This window comes from Duganella sp. GW821-FHT07G03, assembly GCF_059418605.1.
In genome coordinates this window covers 153,073-172,349 of sequence record NZ_JBWKQE010000001.1, presented here as the reverse complement: position 1 = coordinate 172,349, position 19,277 = coordinate 153,073, and the positions used below count along the sequence as shown (strand labels likewise).

19 protein-coding genes are annotated in these 19,277 nt (G+C 65.3%); 5 read left to right on the top strand and 14 right to left on the bottom strand.

Going from position 1 to position 19,277, the window contains the following annotated elements; all coding sequences use genetic code 11:
* Positions 1-77 precede the first annotated feature (77 nt).
* From AC07OK_RS00770 to AC07OK_RS00725, 10 genes are all read right to left on the bottom strand, one after another.
* The gene (locus AC07OK_RS00770; RefSeq protein WP_494688508.1) at positions 78-1,469 is read right to left on the bottom strand and encodes a serine hydrolase domain-containing protein; all 1,392 of its coding nucleotides are present in this window, start codon (positions 1,467-1,469) and stop codon (positions 78-80) included.
* Positions 1,470-3,866, bottom strand: coding sequence for a TonB-dependent receptor (locus AC07OK_RS00765; RefSeq protein ID WP_494688507.1), 2,397 nt, complete (start codon positions 3,864-3,866; stop codon positions 1,470-1,472).
* A complete protein-coding gene (locus AC07OK_RS00760; protein WP_494688506.1) occupies positions 3,863-4,714 on the bottom strand; it encodes a sterol desaturase family protein in 852 nt (283 codons plus the stop codon). The genes AC07OK_RS00765 and AC07OK_RS00760 overlap by 4 nt, the downstream gene beginning before the upstream one ends.
* Positions 4,715-5,072: 358 nt before the next feature.
* A complete protein-coding gene (locus AC07OK_RS00755) occupies positions 5,073-5,585 on the bottom strand; it encodes a redoxin domain-containing protein (protein WP_494688505.1) in 513 nt (170 codons plus the stop codon).
* Between the two features lie 9 nt (positions 5,586-5,594).
* A complete protein-coding gene (locus tag AC07OK_RS00750; RefSeq protein WP_494688504.1) occupies positions 5,595-6,137 on the bottom strand; it encodes a carboxymuconolactone decarboxylase family protein in 543 nt (180 codons plus the stop codon).
* Between the two features lie 89 nt (positions 6,138-6,226).
* Complete coding sequence (locus AC07OK_RS00745) at positions 6,227-6,880, bottom strand: MarR family transcriptional regulator (RefSeq protein WP_494688503.1); 654 nt, start codon at positions 6,878-6,880, stop codon at positions 6,227-6,229.
* A gap of 51 nt (positions 6,881-6,931) precedes the next feature.
* The gene (locus AC07OK_RS00740) at positions 6,932-9,064 is read right to left on the bottom strand and encodes a TonB-dependent receptor (RefSeq protein ID WP_494688502.1); all 2,133 of its coding nucleotides are present in this window, start codon (positions 9,062-9,064) and stop codon (positions 6,932-6,934) included.
* A gap of 138 nt (positions 9,065-9,202) precedes the next feature.
* On the bottom strand, positions 9,203-9,472 hold the full coding sequence (locus AC07OK_RS00735) for a hypothetical protein (RefSeq protein WP_494688501.1): 270 nt from the start codon (positions 9,470-9,472) through the stop codon (positions 9,203-9,205).
* A gap of 110 nt (positions 9,473-9,582) precedes the next feature.
* Positions 9,583-9,981 (bottom strand): VOC family protein, encoded by a 399-nt coding sequence (locus AC07OK_RS00730; RefSeq protein WP_494688500.1) that lies wholly within the window; start codon positions 9,979-9,981, stop codon positions 9,583-9,585.
* A 147-nt stretch (positions 9,982-10,128) separates the two neighbouring features.
* On the bottom strand, positions 10,129-10,770 hold the full coding sequence (locus AC07OK_RS00725) for a response regulator transcription factor (RefSeq protein ID WP_494688499.1): 642 nt from the start codon (positions 10,768-10,770) through the stop codon (positions 10,129-10,131).
* A 275-nt stretch (positions 10,771-11,045) separates the two neighbouring features.
* On the opposite strand from AC07OK_RS00725, the gene AC07OK_RS00720 reads away from it, so the two are divergent.
* The 4 genes from AC07OK_RS00720 to AC07OK_RS00705 are packed head-to-tail and all read left to right on the top strand — an operon-like array spanning position 11,046 to position 14,312.
* Positions 11,046-11,315: a DUF1427 family protein gene (locus AC07OK_RS00720; protein ID WP_494688498.1), complete on the top strand. Its 270-nt coding sequence runs from the start codon at positions 11,046-11,048 to the stop codon at positions 11,313-11,315.
* A complete protein-coding gene (locus tag AC07OK_RS00715; protein ID WP_494688497.1) occupies positions 11,312-13,243 on the top strand; it encodes an amidohydrolase in 1,932 nt (643 codons plus the stop codon). The genes AC07OK_RS00720 and AC07OK_RS00715 overlap by 4 nt, the downstream gene beginning before the upstream one ends.
* Positions 13,243-13,656, top strand: a complete 414-nt coding sequence (locus tag AC07OK_RS00710) for a DoxX family protein (protein ID WP_494688496.1) — start codon at positions 13,243-13,245, stop codon at positions 13,654-13,656. The genes AC07OK_RS00715 and AC07OK_RS00710 overlap by 1 nt, the downstream gene beginning before the upstream one ends.
* Positions 13,656-14,312, top strand: a complete 657-nt coding sequence (locus AC07OK_RS00705) for a YoaK family protein (protein ID WP_494688495.1) — start codon at positions 13,656-13,658, stop codon at positions 14,310-14,312. Before AC07OK_RS00710 ends, AC07OK_RS00705 begins: the two co-directional genes overlap by 1 nt.
* On the opposite strand, the gene AC07OK_RS00700 is transcribed toward AC07OK_RS00705, so the two are convergent.
* Both AC07OK_RS00700 and AC07OK_RS00695 read right to left on the bottom strand, forming a co-directional pair.
* Complete coding sequence (locus tag AC07OK_RS00700) at positions 14,309-14,947, bottom strand: response regulator (protein ID WP_494688494.1); 639 nt, start codon at positions 14,945-14,947, stop codon at positions 14,309-14,311. The genes AC07OK_RS00705 and AC07OK_RS00700 overlap by 4 nt on opposite strands.
* A 10-nt stretch (positions 14,948-14,957) precedes the next feature.
* Positions 14,958-15,911 carry an MBL fold metallo-hydrolase gene (locus AC07OK_RS00695; protein WP_494688493.1) on the bottom strand — a complete coding sequence of 318 codons (954 nt, stop codon included), beginning with the start codon at positions 15,909-15,911 and terminating at the stop codon, positions 14,958-14,960.
* 111 nt (positions 15,912-16,022) lie between these two features.
* Between AC07OK_RS00695 and AC07OK_RS00690 the strand changes: the two genes are divergently transcribed.
* Positions 16,023-16,994, top strand: a complete 972-nt coding sequence (locus tag AC07OK_RS00690; RefSeq protein ID WP_494688492.1) for a LysR family transcriptional regulator — start codon at positions 16,023-16,025, stop codon at positions 16,992-16,994.
* 19 nt (positions 16,995-17,013) lie between these two features.
* Here the strand turns inward: AC07OK_RS00690 and AC07OK_RS00685 are convergent, their stop codons facing one another.
* Both AC07OK_RS00685 and AC07OK_RS00680 read right to left on the bottom strand, forming a co-directional pair.
* Positions 17,014-17,940 (bottom strand): tetratricopeptide repeat protein, encoded by a 927-nt coding sequence (locus AC07OK_RS00685; protein ID WP_494688491.1) that lies wholly within the window; start codon positions 17,938-17,940, stop codon positions 17,014-17,016.
* A gap of 40 nt (positions 17,941-17,980) precedes the next feature.
* A complete protein-coding gene (locus AC07OK_RS00680; RefSeq protein WP_494688490.1) occupies positions 17,981-19,252 on the bottom strand; it encodes a D-amino acid dehydrogenase in 1,272 nt (423 codons plus the stop codon).
* Positions 19,253-19,277 lie beyond the last annotated feature (25 nt).

The window sequence follows — 19,277 nt, the reverse complement described above, 5'->3', positions numbered from 1 at the left end:
GGCAACGTCAGCGTGGACGTCCCGCCGGATGGACGGCGTCCTCGTCGCCGGCCAGGCGCAGCGCGCGCCAGCTGCCGTCATTCCAGCGCCTTGATCACGGCGCTTAGCAGCGCCTGCGGCTGATAGTTCAGGCGATTCGGCGTCAGTCCCAGTCGCACCAGCACCAGCTGCTTCGACGGCACGATGGCGATGGTCTGGCCGTCATGGCCTTCCAGCCAGTAGGTATCGGCCGGAAGCTTGAACGGCGGGTCCGGGTCCTGTCCTTCCGGCGTGGCGCCGCTTGGCCCCCAGCGCCACACCTGTCCCTGTCCATACTGGCCGCCGGACGCCGGCGCCACCTCCTGCATGTTCGCCACGAAGCCTTCCGGCAGCAGGCGCTTGCCTTGCCAGATACCGTCCTGCAGCAGGAACTGGCCGAAGCGCGCCCAGTCCTGCGTGGTCGCATACATATAGCTGGAGCCGACCAGATTGCCGCGCGCGTCGGCCTCCATCACGGCGCTGCTCATGCCCAGCGGCTCGAACAGGCGCGTATGCGGCAGCGACAGCACGGCCGCCGATGTCGGCGCAGCCTTGGCGCCGGCCGCCGCGCGTTGCCAGATCCGCGACAGCAGCAGCGTGGTGCCGCTGGAGTAGTTGAAGGCGCTGCCGGGTTTCTGTGCCAGCGGCCGGGCGGCGGCGTAGGCCGCCATGTCCGGCTCCAGGTACAGCATGCGCGTGACGTCCGAAACGTCGCCATAGCCTTCGTTGAACTGCAGGCCGCTGCTCATCGCCATCAACTGCGCCAGCGTGATGGCTGCGCGCGGATCGCTGGCGTCCGGCCAGAAGCCGCTTTGCTGCGGCGTCAGTTTGCCGTCGGCGATCAGGATGCCGACCAGCGCCGCGCTGACGGTCTTGGTCATCGACCAGCCCAGCAGCGGCGTGCCGGCGTGGAAGCCGGCGCCGTAGCGCTGCGCCACCAGCCGCCCACGGTGGATCACCGCCATGCCGCGCATGCCGGGACCTGCCAGCGCATCCTGCGCCAGCAAGGCTTGCACTTCCGGCAGGGGCTCCGGTTGCGAACCGGTCGGCCACGCCACGTTGGCGGACGGCGCCCAGATCTTCAGCGGCGAGAACTGGTGCTGCGCGGCCTGCGCGACGTCGTTGTCCGGCACCACGGCGCAACCGGTGCCGGGCCGGTACACGGCCAGGCCCTTGCCGATAAAGCCCAGCAAGTCGGCGCGCACCAGTTTGTGCTCCTGGTCGACCCGCACCTGCAGCAGCTTGAGGAGGGGATGGCCGGGCGCCTGCACGTCGTCGGCCAGCACGGCCTGCGCGTCGCGGCCGGCGATAAATACATTCGAACACACCATCTTGGCGCCGTAGCTGGCGCCCACGCGCAGCAGCTCCGGTGGGTGCAGCACCAGCGTCAGCACGGCGCCGCCCACCAGCACCAGTGCCGCGGCGGCGGTGAGCTTGAGCTTCCCGCCCATCTACAGACTGGCCCGGAATTCCACCGCGATCATGCGCGGCGGCGTGAGGTAGGCGTACGGCGCGCCGTATTGCTCCGTTTGTCCGCCCAGGTTGCTGATGTAGCGCTGGTCGAACACATTGTTGACCAGCAGGGCCACGCCGTAGCGCGAACTCGGGCTGTCCCAGCCCAGGCGCAGGTCGAACTTGCTGGTGGCCGCGCCGGTCTTCAGCTGCGCGGTGCTCAGGCACTGGAGCTTGGCGGTGTCGCGGTTGCAGCGCTGCGCGGTCGAATGCGTGCCCTGGAAATTCAGGCTGCTGCGGCCGCCCAGCGTTTCCCAGTTGAGGTTCACGCCCGCCATCGCCGTCATGCGCGGCGTGCCGACCGGCTGGCCGCCCAGGTCCAAGGTGACGTTGCCGGCGGCGTCGAGGCGCTGGTAGCGGGTGTAGCTCTGGTCGATGTATTCCAGGGCGCCGAATACCGTCACGCGCGGCGTGATGCGCATGCGGCCGTCCAGGTCCAGGCCGTGCGCCTTCTGGTCGCTGGACACCACGTTATAGGTCGGCACCGTGCCCACGCTGTACAGCTGGATGTCTTGCAGGTTCTTGAACTTGTAGGCGAACAGCGAAGCGTTGACGGTGGCGCGCAGCTCGGGGAAGGCCAGCTTGATGCCGGCTTCGAAGTTGGTCATCTTTTCGGGCGCGAAGCTCGGGTCCTTGCCGGTGTTGGCCGGCGCGGCCGGATTCGGCGGCGTGAAGATGTTGAAGCCGCCGGCCTGGTAGCCGCGCGCCAGGGAGGTGAACAGCAGCGTGTCCTTGTTCAGCTTATGGTCCAGCACCAGGCGCGGGCTCCAGTCGGTCCAGTCCTTCTCGCGCGTGACGGGCGACGACGCCAGCTGCGCCGCCGTGCTGAAGATCACATTGGACGGGAAGGCCGATGCGTCCAGCCCCGCCAGCGGGCCGAAGCTGTTGAGGAAGTTGTCCAGCTGCGGCGACACGCGGTCCGGCACGAACCAGGTCATCTGCTTTTTGTCCTGCGTGTAGCGCAGGCCGGCGGTGACGTTGGTGGCCGGCGTCAGGTGCCAGATGGTGTCGCCGTAGAGCGAGACCGACTTGGTCTTGACGTCGCTGTAGTGCGTCTCGTCCCAGCTGAACACCGTGTTCGGGCCGATGCCCGGCAAGCCCGCCGCACCCAGGCCGCCGAACAGCATGGCGAAATTCGGCTGGCCGCCGGCGAACTGGCTCAGGGTGTCCAGCGTGCCGGTGGTGACGAAAGCGCCGGCGTCCTGGTGTTCGTTGTTGTGGTAGAAGCTCAAGCCCGCGATCCAATCCAGCTTATCGGTTTTGCCGGACAGCTTGAACTCCTGCTGGAAGCTGTGGGCGCGCTTGGCGTCCAGCGTGGTGAGGTACAGGTCGGGACGGGCGCCGCCGTCGTTGTCGGTCACGTTGTGGGTGCTGAAGCGGCGGTAGGCGGTGGTGGAGTTGAAGGTCATGCCGGCCAGCGGCGTTTCGAAGCGCAGCGTGGCGCCGTCGAACATCCGTCCTTCGCTGCCCTGGTCGTCGTTCTGCAGCGGCGCCTTGAACGGATCGACGAAGTTGGCGGTGTAGGCCGCGTCATAGACGCCGGTGTAGCCGCCCAGCGGCAGCCGTGGGTCCTTGATGACGCTGAAAGCAGGGCGGCCATACTGCTCCATGTTCTCGTGCTCCCACGCGAACACCAGCTTGGCGGCGTCGAAGTCCTTGCGCAGCGTCAGGCGGGTGGCCCAGTCCTTGTCGCCACCGGATTTTTTGCCGGTGGTGGTGTTGTCGACCCAGCCCTCGCTGCCCGAACGTACCGCCACCAGGCGCGCGGCGAAGCTGTCGCTGATCGGGATGTTCATCATCACGTCGGCGTTGGCGCGGCCGTATTTGCCCAGCTTCATATGGCCGGCGGCGTCGAGCTCCTTGCCCGGTTCATTGGTGCTGATGGCGATGGCGCCGGCCGCGCTGTTACGGCCGAACAGCGTGCCTTGCGGGCCCTTGACCACTTCGATGCGCTGGACATCGATGAAGTTCATCAGCGCCCCGCCGGTCTTGCCGGTGTAGACGCCGTCGACATAGATGCCGACCGGGCAATCGGTGGCGATGCCGAAGTCGCCCGTCTGCACGCCGCGTATGCCGAAGCCGGGTTGGGTCGGTTCGCTTGCATCCACCACCAGGCCGGGAACGTAGCCGTTCAAGTCGCCCAGGTCCTTGGCGCCGATGGCGTCGAGGTCCTTGGCGGTCAGCACCTGGATGGTCATCGGCACGTCCTGCACGAACTGCTTGCGGGACTGCGCGGTGACCACCACCGATGGAATCTCGTCGGCGGCCCACGCGGGCGGCACGAAGAAGGCTGCGGCCAGGCTGGCGGAAATTACGGTGCGGGCAGGGATGCTCATGTCGTCCTCCATTGGAAAGTTTTTATATTCTTGTCCAGCCAAACTACAGCGATCACCATGACGACCAGGATCGTCACTTTTAAAAACATCGGCGCTACGTAACCGAACCATTGCGGCAGCAGCGCGAACGCCAGCCCCAATCCGAATGCGCGCGCCTGTTCCGCGCGCCGCGACCACGGGCGCCCTTCCAGCAGTACCCCCAGCGACAGGGTGCTGGCCACGACCACGCCCGCATACAGCAGCAACTCCGGCAGCGCCAGCGTCGGCGCGATCGCGATCAGGTGCGATACGCACGGCACCAGCAGGGCGAATTGCAGCATCGCGTAGAGGGCTGCCGCAGGTGGCGTGGCGGGGCGGTAGTGCGTGAACCGGGTGGCGTCGAAGTGGCCGAGCGGCTCGCCGGTCCAGCCGCCGGGTGGCCCGAACCAGACATAAAGCTTGCTGCGCCAGCCGCGAACGCCGCGCGAGGCGCGCCACAAATCGGCATAGTAGTGCAGGTTGGCCCAGGCGGGATTGAGGCTGCGCAGCGGCGTGCGCACGCCGTAGATGATGCGTTCGTCCGCGCGTTCGTCGGCGTAGGTCCCGAACAGGCGGTCGAACAGGATCAGGATGCCGCCGTAGTTGCGGTCGATGCAGTAGTCGTTCTGGCCGTGGTGCACGCGGTGGTTGGAAGGCGTAACGAACACCCGGTCCAGCCATCCGAGGCGGCCGACCATTTCGGTGTGCACCCAGTACTGGTACAGCAGGTCGAACCTCGTGGCCCAGCCGGTGCGTCCAGTAGTAACAGAAATCGTAGGCCAGCAATGCGCCCAGCCATACCCACACGCTGTTGGCGGGCAGCGAGGCAAAACGCCAGTGATCGTAGACCGCGGTGTAAATGCCCAGCATCGCCAGCTTGACGAACAGGCCGACCACCTGGCTCACCATGCCGAGGTGCAGGCTGGTGAGGGCGTCGGCGGTATCGTAGGCGGCCCATCCACGGCGGTGCGCTACCCATGCTTCGAGCAGGATGGTCAGCATGAAAACGGGAATGGCGAAGACGATAGGATTCACTTCGGGCCGGGGTCGTTTAAGTCCAAACGATTATGCCTATATCCATGCAAGATACACAAGAATTAACGGCAATGTTGAGGCTTGTGAAACACAAACAGGCCAGATTTACATTGATAGTTAATCCAGTTGCAGCCGGGGCTAGCCGGCCGAGTCCTACCGGATGCTACAGGCGGTATCGTCGCAGTGCACTTCCGGCTGCGCCACCGGTTCGGCGAGCAGGCGGCCGATCACTGCGCCGACCTGCATGTCGTCGGCGCGGCCGAAGTGGTTCAGCCGCAGCCGCCCTCGGCGATCGATCAGCAGCAGCGTCGGCGTCCCGCGCAGCCGGTACTGTTCCATCGTCAGTGGAATGGCGCCGCGTGGCGCCGGCTGGTCTATCGCCACCGGAAACTGGATGCGGTACTCGTGCACAAAGGCTTCCAGCGCCTTGGCCGTCATGACGTCGTGATGCTCGAACACGGAATGCAGTCCGATCACGGCGACGTCCTGCTCGTCGAAGGTGCTGCGTATCGTCTTGGCCTGCGGGATGCCGTGCGAAACGCAGCCGGGGCACAGCATCTGGAAGGCGTAGACGGCGACGACCTTGCCGCGCAGCTGACCTAAGGACAGCGGCTGCGAGGTGTTCAGCCAGGCCGCAACCTGGAGTTCGGGGGCGATAGCATGCATGGTTGCTCCTTATTTGGCGCGCAGTTTCACCGCAGGGAAGTCGACCGGCACCTTGAAGGCGACGTTGACGTAGTTGGTGAACAGGTTCAGCGCGATGTGGGCCATGATCTCGACGATGGCCTCGTCGTTGTAGCCGGCGATGCGCAGCGCCTCCACTTCCTCGTCGTCGACCTGCGCGCGGTTGCTGACGACGGCGACGGCGAAGCGCAGCGCGGCGGCGGTCTTCGGATCGGTCGACTGGGCGGCCTGCGCGGCGCTCATTTCTTCAGAGGTGGCGCCGGCGTTGCGGCCAAGGACGGTGTGCGCGGCCAGGCAGTAGTCGCAGGCATTGCGGTCGGCGATGGCGACGGCGATCTGTTCGCCCAGCTTGGCGTTGATCACGCCGCCGCTCAACGCGCCGAACGCGCCCCACATGCTTTTCAGCGCGGCGGTCGAATTGGCGACGGCCTTGAACATATTCGGCGTGGCGCCGAACGCGTCCTGGATTTGCGTCAGCAACTGTTGGCGTTCGCCGGTGGTGTCGGCAGGGGTGACGAGGGGGATGCGGTTCATGGTATTTCCTTTCAAGGGTTGAAAAGTACTGCGGTTAAAAACAAATGAGAACAAAATAGGACTCCTAACTATTATGGCCAAAAAAAATCTCAGGCAAATACCTTCCAGTTGCGCCGGCGCGTGGCGGGATCGGCGGGCACCTGTTCCGGACAGTCCATGCGCAGCAGCGACACCGACAGCGGCGCGTTCACCAGGGCGCAGTGATGCGGCGCCGGCTTGCCGGGATGGCGGTTGGCCTCAAAATACTGGCACGACAGGCAGGCCCGCATCTCGGGGAAGCGCTCGGTCTTTTGCAATTGCGCGATCAGCTTGAACAGGCCGGTCAGCAATTCGGCCTGCTGGGCGGCGGGCAGGGCGGCGGCGGCATCTTCGGCAAAGCTCAAGGCGCTGCCGATGCGGGCCGCCGTGGCGACGCCTTCATCGGTGAGGAATAGCGCGGTGGCGCGGCCGTCGTCCTCCGCCCTGGCCTTGTACAGCAAACCCTTGGACACCAGCGCCGACACCGAATCGCTGGCGCTGGCCGCGCTGATCGACAGCTGCGACGCCAGCCAGGACAGGCGTACACCCTGCTTGCGGCCTTGCAGCAGCTGAAGGATCTCGGCCTGCGCCGGATTCAGGTTTTCGGACGTGGCGAACTCCCACATACCGGAGCGCATCACACTGGCGATGCGTCCGATAGAGGTGATGATACGCGCTGAAACGTCCGGCGTATCCTGCCACGGCTTGTTAGGTTTGGTGTCCATGCTGTGCATTATACACAGGGATTTCGATTTAACAAGGACTCCTAACTAAAATCAGAATCCGACCGAAATTCCAGCGTAAAGCGTGCGGCGAGCACCGTATTGCGGCGCGCCCACGCCTACGCCGGAACCGTCGCGCAGCAGATAGGATTTGTCGAAGGCGTTGACCAGCGCCAGGCGGCCTTCGACATTGCCGATCGCTGTATTCTTCCAGTTGTGCGTCAGGGACAGGTTGACCGTGGTGTAGTGCGGCAGCGTGCCGGAGTTCGGCGCGGCGCCGTCGGGCGTCATGCGCAAGCCGCTGCCGTACAGGAAATCGCCGTTCAGCTGCGTCGCGCCCCAGTGGTAGTGGGCGCCGCCCGATACCGTGTAGGTCTGGTCGTGGTCGACGTAGATGTAGTGGTTGGCGATGTAGGCCAGTTCGTCCGGCCCGAACAGCGACTGGCCGGAGACGATGTTCTGGCCCTTGGCCTGCTGCGTGGTCAGGTTGAGGAAGCCGCCCCAGTTGGCGCGGTTGTACACGGCCGACAGCTCCAGGCCCTTGGCGTAGCCGCGGTCGTAGTTGAACGGCGACAGTATCAGCGCCTGGCCGAACTGGCCTTCGTCCAGCATGTTGCGGATTTTTTTGTAGTAGGCGTCGGCCGTCACGGTCAGCTGCTCGTTGACCTGGTGGCTCAAGCCGATGTCGTAGTAGTTGGTGCGCTCGGCCTTGACGTTGTCCGACAGCGCCACCTGCGGCGCATTGGTGGTGTCGGCGTATTTGTCGATGCTCGATTGCGCGGCCAGTTCCTGCGGCGGTGGCGTGAAGTAGCGCGAGTAGCCGGCATGCAGCGCCGTGCCCTTGGTGAGCTGGTAGGCCAGGTTGACGCGCGGGCTCCATTGCTGTTCCTCGACGAAGGCCGACACCTTGTCGAAGCGCAGGCCGTAGTTCAGCGTCAGCGGCGCGGCGATATGCCATTCGTCCTGCAGGTAGAAGCTGGACAGCTTGCCGGTCTTGCTGCTGTTGTCGATGATGGTGCGTGGATCGGTGCCGGCCTGGGCGCCGCTGTCGTCGGTGTCGAACACGGCGACCGCGTTGTCGCTGTGGGTGGTCTGGCGCGAGTACGCCAGGCCGGCGCGCACGGTGTGGCTGTCGTTCAGTTTATAGCTGGCGTCGAACTGGGCGCCGCTGGCGGAGTTGGAGCGCAGCGTGTTGGAAGCCACGCCGTTGTAGATCAAGTCACCCAGCGCATCTGGCGTGTAGTGCAGCTCCGAATACTGGTGGAAGGCCGACACCTGGTAATTCAGGTCGCCCACGCTTTTTTGCAGCGACAGCACCAGGAAGCGGTTCACTTCGCGCTGGCGCTCGTCCAGCTGCGAGGACGGCAGCTTGCTGGCGCCGGCGGCGGCGTCGCTTTGACCGGTGAGCGAGAAGCCCGGCGCCTGGTTCGGGTTGTTAGGAATCTGGAAGCGGCCGTTGTAGGTGCCGAACATCAGGCCCAGGCGGGTTTGCTCGTCCAGGAACCAGGAGAGGGCGCCGAAGGATTTGCTTTGTTTGGTGCGGTCGTGCAGCGAGCTGCGGTTCGGCAGCGGATTCTCGATGCCCAGCGCGTTCGACAGGTAGCTGCCGGACAGGTAGTAGTTAAAGGCGCCCTGGGTGCCGAAGAATTCCGCGCTCGGTTCGACGTAGTCGTTGCCGCCCGCCAGGACGCCGACGCGCCCGCCCGATTTGACCGTGCCTTCCTTGGTCTGGATGTCGACAATGCCCGACGTGCGCAGGCCGAATTGCGCCGGCAGCGCGCCGGTGATGAAGTCGGTCTGCTGGACGAAGCGGGTGTCGATCGACTGGCCGAAGCCGGTGATACTCTCCGGCAGCTGCACGCCGTTGACGCGGTACTGCACATTGGCGTGGTCGTCGCGCACGTGGATGGAGCCGGAGCCTTTCGAATCCTGGCTCACGCCCGGAAGGCGCAGCAGCACTTCATTGAACGGCGTGTTGTCGCCGCGGCCCAGCTGTTCGATCATGTGGCGGTCGATGGAGTAGACGGTGGTGCCGATGTTCGGCGACAGGTCGATGCGCGCGCTCTTCAGATGGGCGGCGGTCACTTCCACTTGCTGCATCGGGCTGTCGTCGGCGCTGGCGTAGTGGGCGCAGAAGGCGGCGGCCAGCAGCAGTGGAAGGGTGCGGAGTTGTGGTGTGCGTTGCATGGTAAATCCTTGAATGTTCAGGCGTGGCTAGCCTCCGGCCTGCGCGATCGTGTCGGGCAGGCGCGCGGCTGCGCGCACGGGGCGCAAAAGTGCGACCGTGTTGGACGTGACGAAAAAAACGTTACGAAAAAAAGCGTATCAGCAGGAGATGGCGGCAACGCCAGGCGGCGCGTGCGAGGGCGGGATGAGGAAGTCGATCCGGCGGGTCCGGATGGATCGCTGCGGGACAAGGGCGGGCAGGCTGACCAGCATTGCCACCGGCACCACCGCCAATGCCGGCGGTGGAACACCGGCCGGCATGTGCGCGATTACGCAAGCTGCGCAATCGTTTTGGGTGTCGGTGTAGGCATGCTTGTGCGAGCTCGCCCCGATCAATTGCAGCGACAGGAACACCAGCACGAACAGCATCAGGACGCGCTGGATGCGCGTCTGGCGATGTGAGGTGCCTATGGAGTGTGTGTGTGCATGCATGTCCTGATTTTACAGGGCTTCTGCGAAGTTCGCCAATGACTATCGCGCTAGGCTTCCGGCGCCGACCAGACCAGGTTCCACAGATGGCCGTCGATATCCTCGAAGCCCTGGTCATACATGAAGCCGTGGTCCTCTGGTGGATGCGGTATGCGGCCGCCAGCGGCAGCGGCCTTGGCGATCAGGCTGTCCACCTCTTCCCGGCTCTCGCAACTCAGGCAAATGACGACTTCATTGGCCTCCTTTGCATTTGCGAGCGGTTTGTCGATCAGGGACTTGAAGAAGGGTTCGGCCGTCAGCATGGCCTGGATGGTGCCGTCGACGATGTTCATGAACGCCGCCTGCTCGCCGCTAAAGCGCGGATCGAAGGAAAAGCCGAGCGCGGAAAAGAACGCCCTGGATTTGTCCAGGTCCTTCACTGGCAGGTTGAGAATGATCTGTTTGTTCATGGCATTTCCTTGGTTAAGGTGGAATGGGCAATCGGTGCTACACCCCTACGACGAGTGGCGGCAGCCAAAATCGACACGCTTACAAAAGAAAACCAGACTTTAAATCATCTGACAGCGGCTGTCAGCTCCACTCCGAGTTGCCGCAAATCAATGCTGGCCGATGGCGCCGTCGCCCACCAAGCCGCGCCGGGTGGCCAGCACCACCGCGTGCGTGCGGGCGGTGGCGCCGAGCTTGTCGAACAGGCCCTTGACGTGGGTCTTGACGGTGCCGACGCCGATACCCAGTTCGCGCGCAATCGACTTGTTGCACTGGCCTTGCGCCAGCAGTTGCAGCACGTCCGTCTCGCGGTTGGTCAGGCCGACGCGGGTGAAGCTGTCGGCCACGCAGCGGCTCAGGTCCGCGCTCAGGTAGCGCAGGCCGCGGCTGAGCGCGCGCACCGCCGCCGGCAGCTGGTCGGCGGCGCAGCTTTGCAGCAGGTAGCCGTGCACGCCGGCCATCATCGCGGTGCGCACTTCCCATTCGCGCGCCATCTGCGTGACGATCAGCACACGCACCGGCGCTTCGTTGTGATGGGGCGCGTTGGCCCGTTGGCGCATGTGCTCCAGCGCGCCCTTGTGGTCAAGGATGATGACGTCGGCCTGCGTCAGCTGCGGCTGCGCTGCGCCATGCGCGAGCTGCATGTCGCTCTCGGCGCCAAGCAGCGCGGCCAGGCCGGCGTTGATGATGGCGTCGCTGTGCGCGATCAGTACGCGCACCTTGATGTCCTGGTTGGCGAGGTTGCCGCCCATTGCGGTATGTGGCCAGTTTCTGGTATCCAGTCGCATCTCAATTCTCCCAAAATATGCACATTGAATTCGTTTGCTGTCCTGCGGCGGAAGGATAAACTGGATGAACTTTTTTGCCACGCCCCGATACGGGGGCGGTAGCCTACCTAGAAAGGGTTATTGCGGCGCGCCTACCCCAAAAGAGTGAGCAAACGAGGATCATTACCGGTGATGGCAAGCGCGCCCCGGCCCCTTAAACTGTGGACATGCAGTTTCACCCCTGATCTGAGGAATTCCCCATGTCCAAAATGTATATCGTATCCTTGGCCGTTGGCCTGCTGGTTGGCTTAATCTATGGCTTCCTGAACGTGCGTTCGCCGGCGCCGCCGGTGATTGCGCTGGTCGGCCTGCTGGGCATCCTGCTCGGCGAGCAGCTGCCGCCGTTGCTGCGCCAGTGGTGGCAGCCGGCGGCCAAGCAAGTCTCGTGGATCGAGCAGCAGGTCAAGCCGCATTGCTTCGGCCAATTGCCGACCGCGCAAAAGAATGACGAAACCAAGGGGAACGCATGATGAGCCAAGACTTGAGTCCGCAGCCCGACCTGATACTGCACCGCGGCCTGTTCACCACGCTGGACCGCAGCAATCCGCACGCCGAGGCGGTGGCCATCAAGGACGGCCGTTTCACCCACGTCGGCCGCGCCAACGAGATCCTGGCGCTGGCCGGCCCGCGCACCAAGGTGATCGACCTGCAAGGCAAGCGCGTGCTGCCCGGCCTGATCGACAACCACTGCCACATCATCCGCGGCGGCTTGAATTTCAACCTGGAGCTGCGCTGGGACGGCGTGCGCAGCCTGGTCGACGCGATGGCCATGCTGAAGGCGCAGGTCGCGATCACGCCCGCGCCGCAATGGGTGCGCGTGGTGGGCGGCTTCACCGAACATCAATTCGCCGAGAAGCGCCTGCCGACCATCGATGAACTGAACGCGGTGGCGCCGGACACGCCGGTGTTCATCCTGCACCTGTACGACCGCGCGCTGCTCAACGGCGCCGCCTTGCGCGCCGTTGGCTACACCAAAGACACGCCGGAACCGCACGGCGGCCAGATCCTGCGCGATGGCGCCGGCAATCCCACCGGCCTGCTGCTGGCCAAGCCGAATGCGGCCATCCTGTACCAGACGCTGTCGAAGGGCCCCAAGCTGCCGCTGGAATACCAGGTCAACTCGACCCGCCACTTCATGCGCGAACTGAATCGCCTCGGCGTGACCGGCGCCATCGACGCCGGCGGCGGCTTCCAGAATTATCCCGAGGACTACCAGGTGATCCAGCAGCTGTCGGACGCCAAGCAGCTGACGATACGCCTGGCCTACAACCTGTTCACGCAAAAGCCCGCGCAGGAAAAGGAAGACTTCCTGAACTGGACGCAAAGCGTCAAGTACCAGCAGGGCGACGAATACTTCCGCCACAACGGCGCCGGCGAAATGCTGACCTTCTCGGCGGCCGACTTCGAGGACTTCCGCCAACCGCGCCCGGACATGCCGGAGACGATGGAGGACGACCTGGAAGGCGTGGTGCGCGTGCTGGCGCAGAACCGCTGGCCGTGGCGCATGCACGCCACCTACGACGAAACCATCAGCCGCGCGCTGGACGTGTTCGAGCGCGTCAACCAGGACATCCCGCTGGCGGGACTGAACTGGTTCTTCGACCATGCCGAAACCATCTCCGACCAGTCGATAGACCGCATCGCTGCGCTGGGCGGCGGCGTCGCCGTACAGCACCGCATGGCGTACCAGGGTGAGTACTTCGTCGAACGCTACGGCCACGGCGCTGCCGAGGCCACGCCGCCGGTCAAGAAAATCCTGGAGGCCGGCGTGAAGGTCTCGGCCGGCACCGACGCCACCCGCGTGGCCTCGTACAATCCGTGGGTGTCGCTGGCATGGCTCATCACCGGCAAGACAATGGGCGGCATGCAGATGTACCCCCGCGCTAATTGCCTGGACCGCGAAACGGCGCTGCGCATGTGGACCGAGAACACCACCTGGTTCTCCAACGAAGTGGGCAAGAAGGGCCGTATCGAAGCGGGCCAGCTGGCCGACCTGATCGTGCCGGACAAGGACTTCTACGCCTGCGCCGAAAGCGAGATCGCCGACATGACGTCGCGCCTGACCATCGTCGGCGGCAAGATCGTCTACGCGGCCGGCGAATTCGCCAGCTACGACGAACCGCCGCCGCCGGCCATGCCGGATTGGTCGCCGGTGCGGCGCTTCGGCGGCTATGCAGGCTGGGGCGAACAGATCGGCAACAACCGCGCCGCGCTGAAGGAACTGGAACAGCGCAAGCGCGAACAGCAGCAACTGCGCCAGCAGCAGGCGGCCTGCGGTTGCGCCAACCAGTGCAATGTCCACGGCCACCAGCACGCCAGCGCGTGGGCCAGCAAGCTGCCGACATCGGACCTGAAGAGCTTCTGGGGCGCGCTGGGTTGCGCCTGCTGGGCGGTGTGATGGCGGCGCCGTTCCAACCGCTGTTGAAGCCACTCGGCGCACCATGGCTGCGCTGGATCTTCCTGCTGCTGATCTGTGCCGCCTATCTGCAAGGCGGCATCAACAAGCTGCTGGACTTCCCGTCGGCCATCGGCGAGATGCGGCACTTCGGCCTGTCGCCGGCCGGCCCGATGGCCGCGCTGGTGATCGCCGGCGAACTGGGCGCCTCGCTGATGATCTTGTGCGGCTACTACCGCTGGCTGGGCGCCGGCTACCTGGCCGCGTTCACGCTGATGGCCACCTTCGTCGCCAACCGCTACTGGGAAATGGCCGGGCCGGAACGCTTCATGGCGGCCAACGGTTTCTATGAGCACCTGGGCCTTGCCGGCGCCTTTCTGCTGGTGGCGTGGCACGATATCCAGAAGGAGGCCTGATGGAGCGTGGCGAAACTAAACAAAGCATGGCGCTGGGCTTCCTGGCCGGCTATGTCGATACGCTGGGCTTCGTCGGCCTGTTCGGATTGTTCACGGCCCACGTCACCGGCAACTTCGTGCTGATCGGCAGGGCCATCGCGCGGCCGTCGCCGGACATCTTGCTCAAGCTGCTGGTGTTCCCGGTGTTCGTGCTGTTCGTGGCACTGGCGCGCTTGCTGATACTGCATTGGGAGCGCACCGGCAGCCGCCAGCTACGCAACAGCTTTTTGCTCCAGGCCTTGCTGATGGCGGGCAGCGTCGCCAGCGCCTGGGTGGGCGCGCCCATCGATGCGCCCAATGCGCCGTTGACTTTGTTGACCGGCATGCTGTGCGCGGGCGCGATGGCGGTGCAAAACGCCTACGGCAAACTGCTGCTGGGGAAGACGGCCGCCACCACCGTCATGACCGGCAACGTGACCCAATTGGTGATCGATCTGGTGGACACGCTGCGCGGCGACGCCGACGCGCACGGACGCCTGAAGAAGCTGGCCTGGCCGGTGCTGGCGTTTGCCGCGGGTTGCATCAGCGGCGCGCTGGCCTTCATGCAGGCCGGCTTTAACGGCCTGCTGCTGCCTTGCGTGCTGCTGGTCTGGCTGGCCGGCGCGGCCAGCGACTAGATCGACATGATGCCGCGCTTGAGGGCGATCGTCACCGCATGGGTGCGATCGTTCGCGGCCAGCTTGGACAGCACGTTCTTCATGTGCGCCTTCACCGTCTCTTCCGATATCGACAGCCGTTCGGCGATGCGCCGGTTGGAATGGCCGTTGGCGGCATGACTCAACACTTCCGTCTCACGCGCGCTTAACGGACCCTGGCCCATGTGCTGGGCCAGTTCCATCGCGATCTCCGGCGGGATGCGGCGCTGCCCCTGGTGCACGCCGCGTATCGTATCGAGCAATTCCTTGCGCAAGGTACTCTTCAACAAAAAGCCCGCGGCGCCGGCCTGCACGGCGCGCAGGATCTGCACGTCGCCTTTGTAGGTGGTCAGCATGACGACGCGCGCGCTGGGATGCGCGCGCCGTATCGCTTGCAGCGCGTTGACGCCGCACATCTCCGGCATGACGATGTCCATGATGGTGACGTCGGGCCGCAGGGCCTCGTGCTGCTCGACGGCCTCGCGGCCGTTGCTGGCCTCGCCGACCAGGCGCATGTCGTCCTGGCTGGCGATGGCTTCGCCCAAACCCGTGCGCAGCAAGGGATGGTCATCCACCACCAGCACGCTGATGGGGCGAGGGATGTCACGCATTTCCATGTCGGCCAGTTTAACGCAGCTGGGTGTAATTTACCGGCACCCACTGGTAAGCCTTGCCGCTGCTGCGCAAGTGGCCCAAGCCAGGGAAGGGCAGGTGGGCCGCGCCTATCAGTTCGCTATCCTTGGCGGCCGCCGTGAAGACTTGCTTGCGGGCGTAGGCGGCGGCCTTCGGATCGGTGTCGAAGCCGATGGTCACTTCCGGATGGTCGAACTGGACGGCGCCGGCGTGGATCAGATCACCCGCCACCACCAGCTTCTTGCCTTTGCTCTCCACCATGTAGCTGATGTGGCCCGGCGTGTGGCCATAGCTGGCGATGGCGCGGATGCCCGGCGTGATCTCGTTGGCGCCGTTGAACGGTTGCAGGTGCTGGTTGGCGACGTAGGGCGCGAGCGACGTCATCGCGCCTTGGAAGAAGCCCTTGCTGTCGGCCGGCGCCTTGTCCATATTGGCCTGGCTGAGCCAGAAGTCGCTGTCGTGCTTGTCGGCGCGGATGGTGGCGTTGGGGAAGACCGCCTGGCCGTTGGCCGCAAGGCCGCCCACGTGGTCCGGATGCATGTGGGTGATCAGCACTTCGTCGACCTGTTCCGGCTGGTAGCCCGAGGCTTTCAGGTTGGCCAGCAGCTTGCCCAGCGTCGGGCCGAACAGGTTGCCGGCGCCCGCGTCGATCAGCACCAGCTTGGCGCCGGTGTTGACCAGGTAGCCGGTGACCGAGGTCTCCACCGGGTTGCCCAGATAGGCGCGGGCCAGTTCCTGGTCCGTCTTGGCCGCAGGCTGCTGTAGCAGTTTGTTCATCGGCAGGTCGACGGTGCCGTCGCTGATCGCGGTCACTTCAAAATCGCCCAGCATGATACGGAAGAATCCGGGCGCGTTGGTGCCGGCCAGCGGCGCGGCGGCCATGGCGGGGGCACTGAAGGTGAAAGCCAGGGCGGCGGCAAGCGGGCTAAGTTTACGGAATAGTTGCATAAAAGTCCTCGTTAATGAATTTACTAAACATAGTATGCATCTTTGCAAAAAATGGCACAATATACAATAATGCAAATGAAATTTGCGTGAATTGCAAAGAGGGGAAGTGAAATGATCGAATGCCTGAAGTGCCTGTTGGCGGTGGTGGAGTACGGCAGTTTGTCGCGCGCGGCGGCGGAGCTGAAGATGGCGGTGTCCTCGGTATCGCGCAAGCTGGATGCGCTGGAGGCCGAAGTGGGGGCACGCCTGCTGCTGCGCAGCTCGCGGCAGATGTTGTTGACCGACGCCGGCGAACGCTTCCTGCCGCGTGCCCGCAACATCCTGGCCGAACTGGCCGAAGGCAAGGCCGCCGTGCAGGAGCTCGACAGCGAACCGCGCGGCCTGCTGACGGTGACGGCGCCTGCCGCCTTCGGCCGCCTGCACGTGGCGCCGGCCATCGCCGAATTCCTGCTGCACTGTCCGCTGCTGGAAGTGGAGCTGCACGTCAGCGACGACATCGTCGACCTGTCCGCGCGCCGCGTCGATGTGGCGGTGCGCGCCGGCGTGCTGCCCGACAGCGGCCTGGTGGCGACCCGGCTGGCGATCCAGCACCGCGTGGTCAGCGCCAGCCCGGCCTATCTGGAACGCCACGGCTGGCCGCAAACGCCGCTGGACCTGCTCGACCACCAATGCCTGACCGTGACCGGGCGCTCGGCGCCGCGCGGTTGGTGGCGCTTCGATGGCGTGAACCAGAACCAGCCGCTGGCCGTCAAGGGCAAGCTGCGCTGCGACGACACCGACTCGCTGCTGCACGCGGCCATTGGTGGCGCGGGGCTGGTGCATCTGGCGAACTGGCTGGTGAGCGACGCCATCGTCGCCGGCCAGCTGGTGCCGGTGTTCCCGATGGCGCCGGTGGTGCGCGGCGCCGCATCGGGCAGGCGCGACCCGTACGAGTCCGCAGTGCACGCCGTGCACATGCCGGGCCGTTCCAACCAGGCCAAGGCCCAGCTGTTGATACGTCATTTGAAGGAGTATTTCGGCGATCCGCCGTATTGGGATCTTGCGATGGAAGCTGCCGGGGCGGGCGAACGCCGCGCCCCGTGAGGTGAAATGCCGGCCGGGCTTAGTCCCAGTCGCCACCACCGCCGCCGCTGTCGCCGCCACCACCGCTGCTGCCGGAGTCGTCCCAGCCGCCGCTGACGCCGAAGTCGTTGCCGCCCATGTCATCGCGGCGCAGCAGTTCGTCGCGTGATGGATCGTCGTACACGATGTCGTTGCGCGGCTGGCTGCTGTTGCCCGAATCGTGGTTGCCGCCGGTGAACTGGCGCGCCAGCGCTTCACCCGCGACGATACCCGCGCCTACCGCCGCACCGGTCGCCAGGCCGCCCATGATGCGCGAGCCCATGCCGCTACCTTGTTGCGGCTGGCCGTAACCGGGCTGCGGATAACCCTGCTGCGGATAAGCGCCTGGCGCATAGCCGGGCGCCGGTGCGCCGCCGGGGTTGAAGCCGGCCGGATTGTTGTAGCCGTCGTTCTGCTGCGCGTTACGGCGCGCCATGAAGCGCGTCGCCAGCCAGATAAAGCCGATCAGGCCGCCACCCAGGATCAGGATGGTGCCCCAGGGGATGCCGCTGCTCTGCGGCGCGCCGTAGTTGCCGTTGCTGTAGCCGGCGTTGCTGCGGGCCGGCTGCTGTTGCGAATAATTGGCTTTCGGCTTCTGGCCGTCGGCCAGCAGCGTGCGCAGCTTGGCCAGCGCGCCTGGATTCACCTTCGGCAAGCCGGGCGACAGGCGTTCGGCCGTCGCCAGCTCGCCCTGTGCGGCGGCGAACTTGCCTTGCTTGGCCAGCAGCTCGGCCTCCACGAAGTGCGCGGTGGCGCTGTTCGGGTGAGCCTTCAGGACTTGGTCCATCAGCGCCTGGGCATCGGTGTACTTGCCTGCTTCGGCGGCGACATAAACATCGTGTATCGTGGGTTCGGCCGCAAACGCCGGCATCGCCAGCGCCAAAGCGCCGGCCAGCAGGGTCATACGTGCGAAAGATTTTGCCGTCATGTCAGATCTCCTTGTAAGACAGGCTGAATATAGTGGCAGTTTACGCCATTTTCAAGCCCTGCGCGGTACGTTGGCTAACGGATGGCGTTGGAGCGCCCACTGCGGCCAGCACCGTGTCGGCGATGAGGTCGGCCGTGGCGGCCGATAAAGTCCAGCCCAGGTGGCCGTGGCCGGTGTTGTAAAACACGGTGGGCGCCTTGCCCCGGCCCACGCGCGGCATCAGGTTCGGCATCATCGGACGCAGGCCGGCCCACGGCGTGACGTCGCGCGTGCAGATGCCTGGGAAGCATTGTTGCACCCAGTTGTGCAGCGGCGCGATGCGGTCGGCGCGAATGTCGCGGTTGTAGCCGTTGAACTCCGCCGTGCCGGCCACGCGCAGGCGGTCCGCGCCCAGGCGGCTGGCGACCAGTTTGGTGGCGTCGTCGACCAGGCTGACGTTGGGCGCGGCGGCCTGGCTGGCGGCGTCGTGCAGGTGCACGGTGATCGAATAGCCCTTGACCGGGTAGACGTTGACGCGGTCGCCCAGCATGGCCGCCAGTTCGCGGCTGGCGGTGCCGGCGCAGACCACCACCGCATCGTAGCGCCGGGTATCGTCGGCGCCGTCCTGGGTGGTGGTGATGAAGGCGCCGTTGGCGTCGGCGCGCACTTGGCTCACGTGCTGCTCGAAGCGCAGGTCCACGCCCAGCCGCTGCGCCGCTTGCGCCAGGCCGGCGGTGAATTTATGGATGTCGCCGGAGCTGTCGCTTTCGGTGTAGTGGCCGCCGTAGAACTGGCCGGTCAGCGTGGGTTCGAGGGAGCGCATCTCCTCTGGCGTGACGGCGCGGCGCGGCAGGCCGCCTTGCGCCAGCAGCCGCGATACCTCGGCCGCGTGTTCGAAATCGGCGCGGTCGCGATGGATGTGCAGGATGCCCGCGCGCTTGTGGTTGAAGTCTATGCCTTCCTGCGCGGCCCAGCTGAACAGATGCTCGCGCGCGGACACGGCCAGCCTGGTGGTGGCGATGGTGTTGTCGCGGTAGTGGGGCAGGGCGGCGATGAACTCGGCGAACCAGGACAGCTTATGCCAGCTGGGTTTCGGACTGACCAGCAGCGGCGCATCGTTCTTCAGCATCCACTTCAGGCCTTTGACGATGGTGCTGCGGTGGTTCCAGGCTTCGGCGTTGGAGGCGGACAGCTGGCCGCCGTTGGCGAACGAGGTTTCCATCGCGGCGTAGCGATGGCGCTCCAGCAGCGTGACGGCGTAGCCTCTTCTGGCAAGCGCGTAGGCAGTGGTGACGCCGGTGACGCCGCCGCCGATGATGGCTATGGTTTTCATCCGAATCTATTAAAAGTTTCCCGCG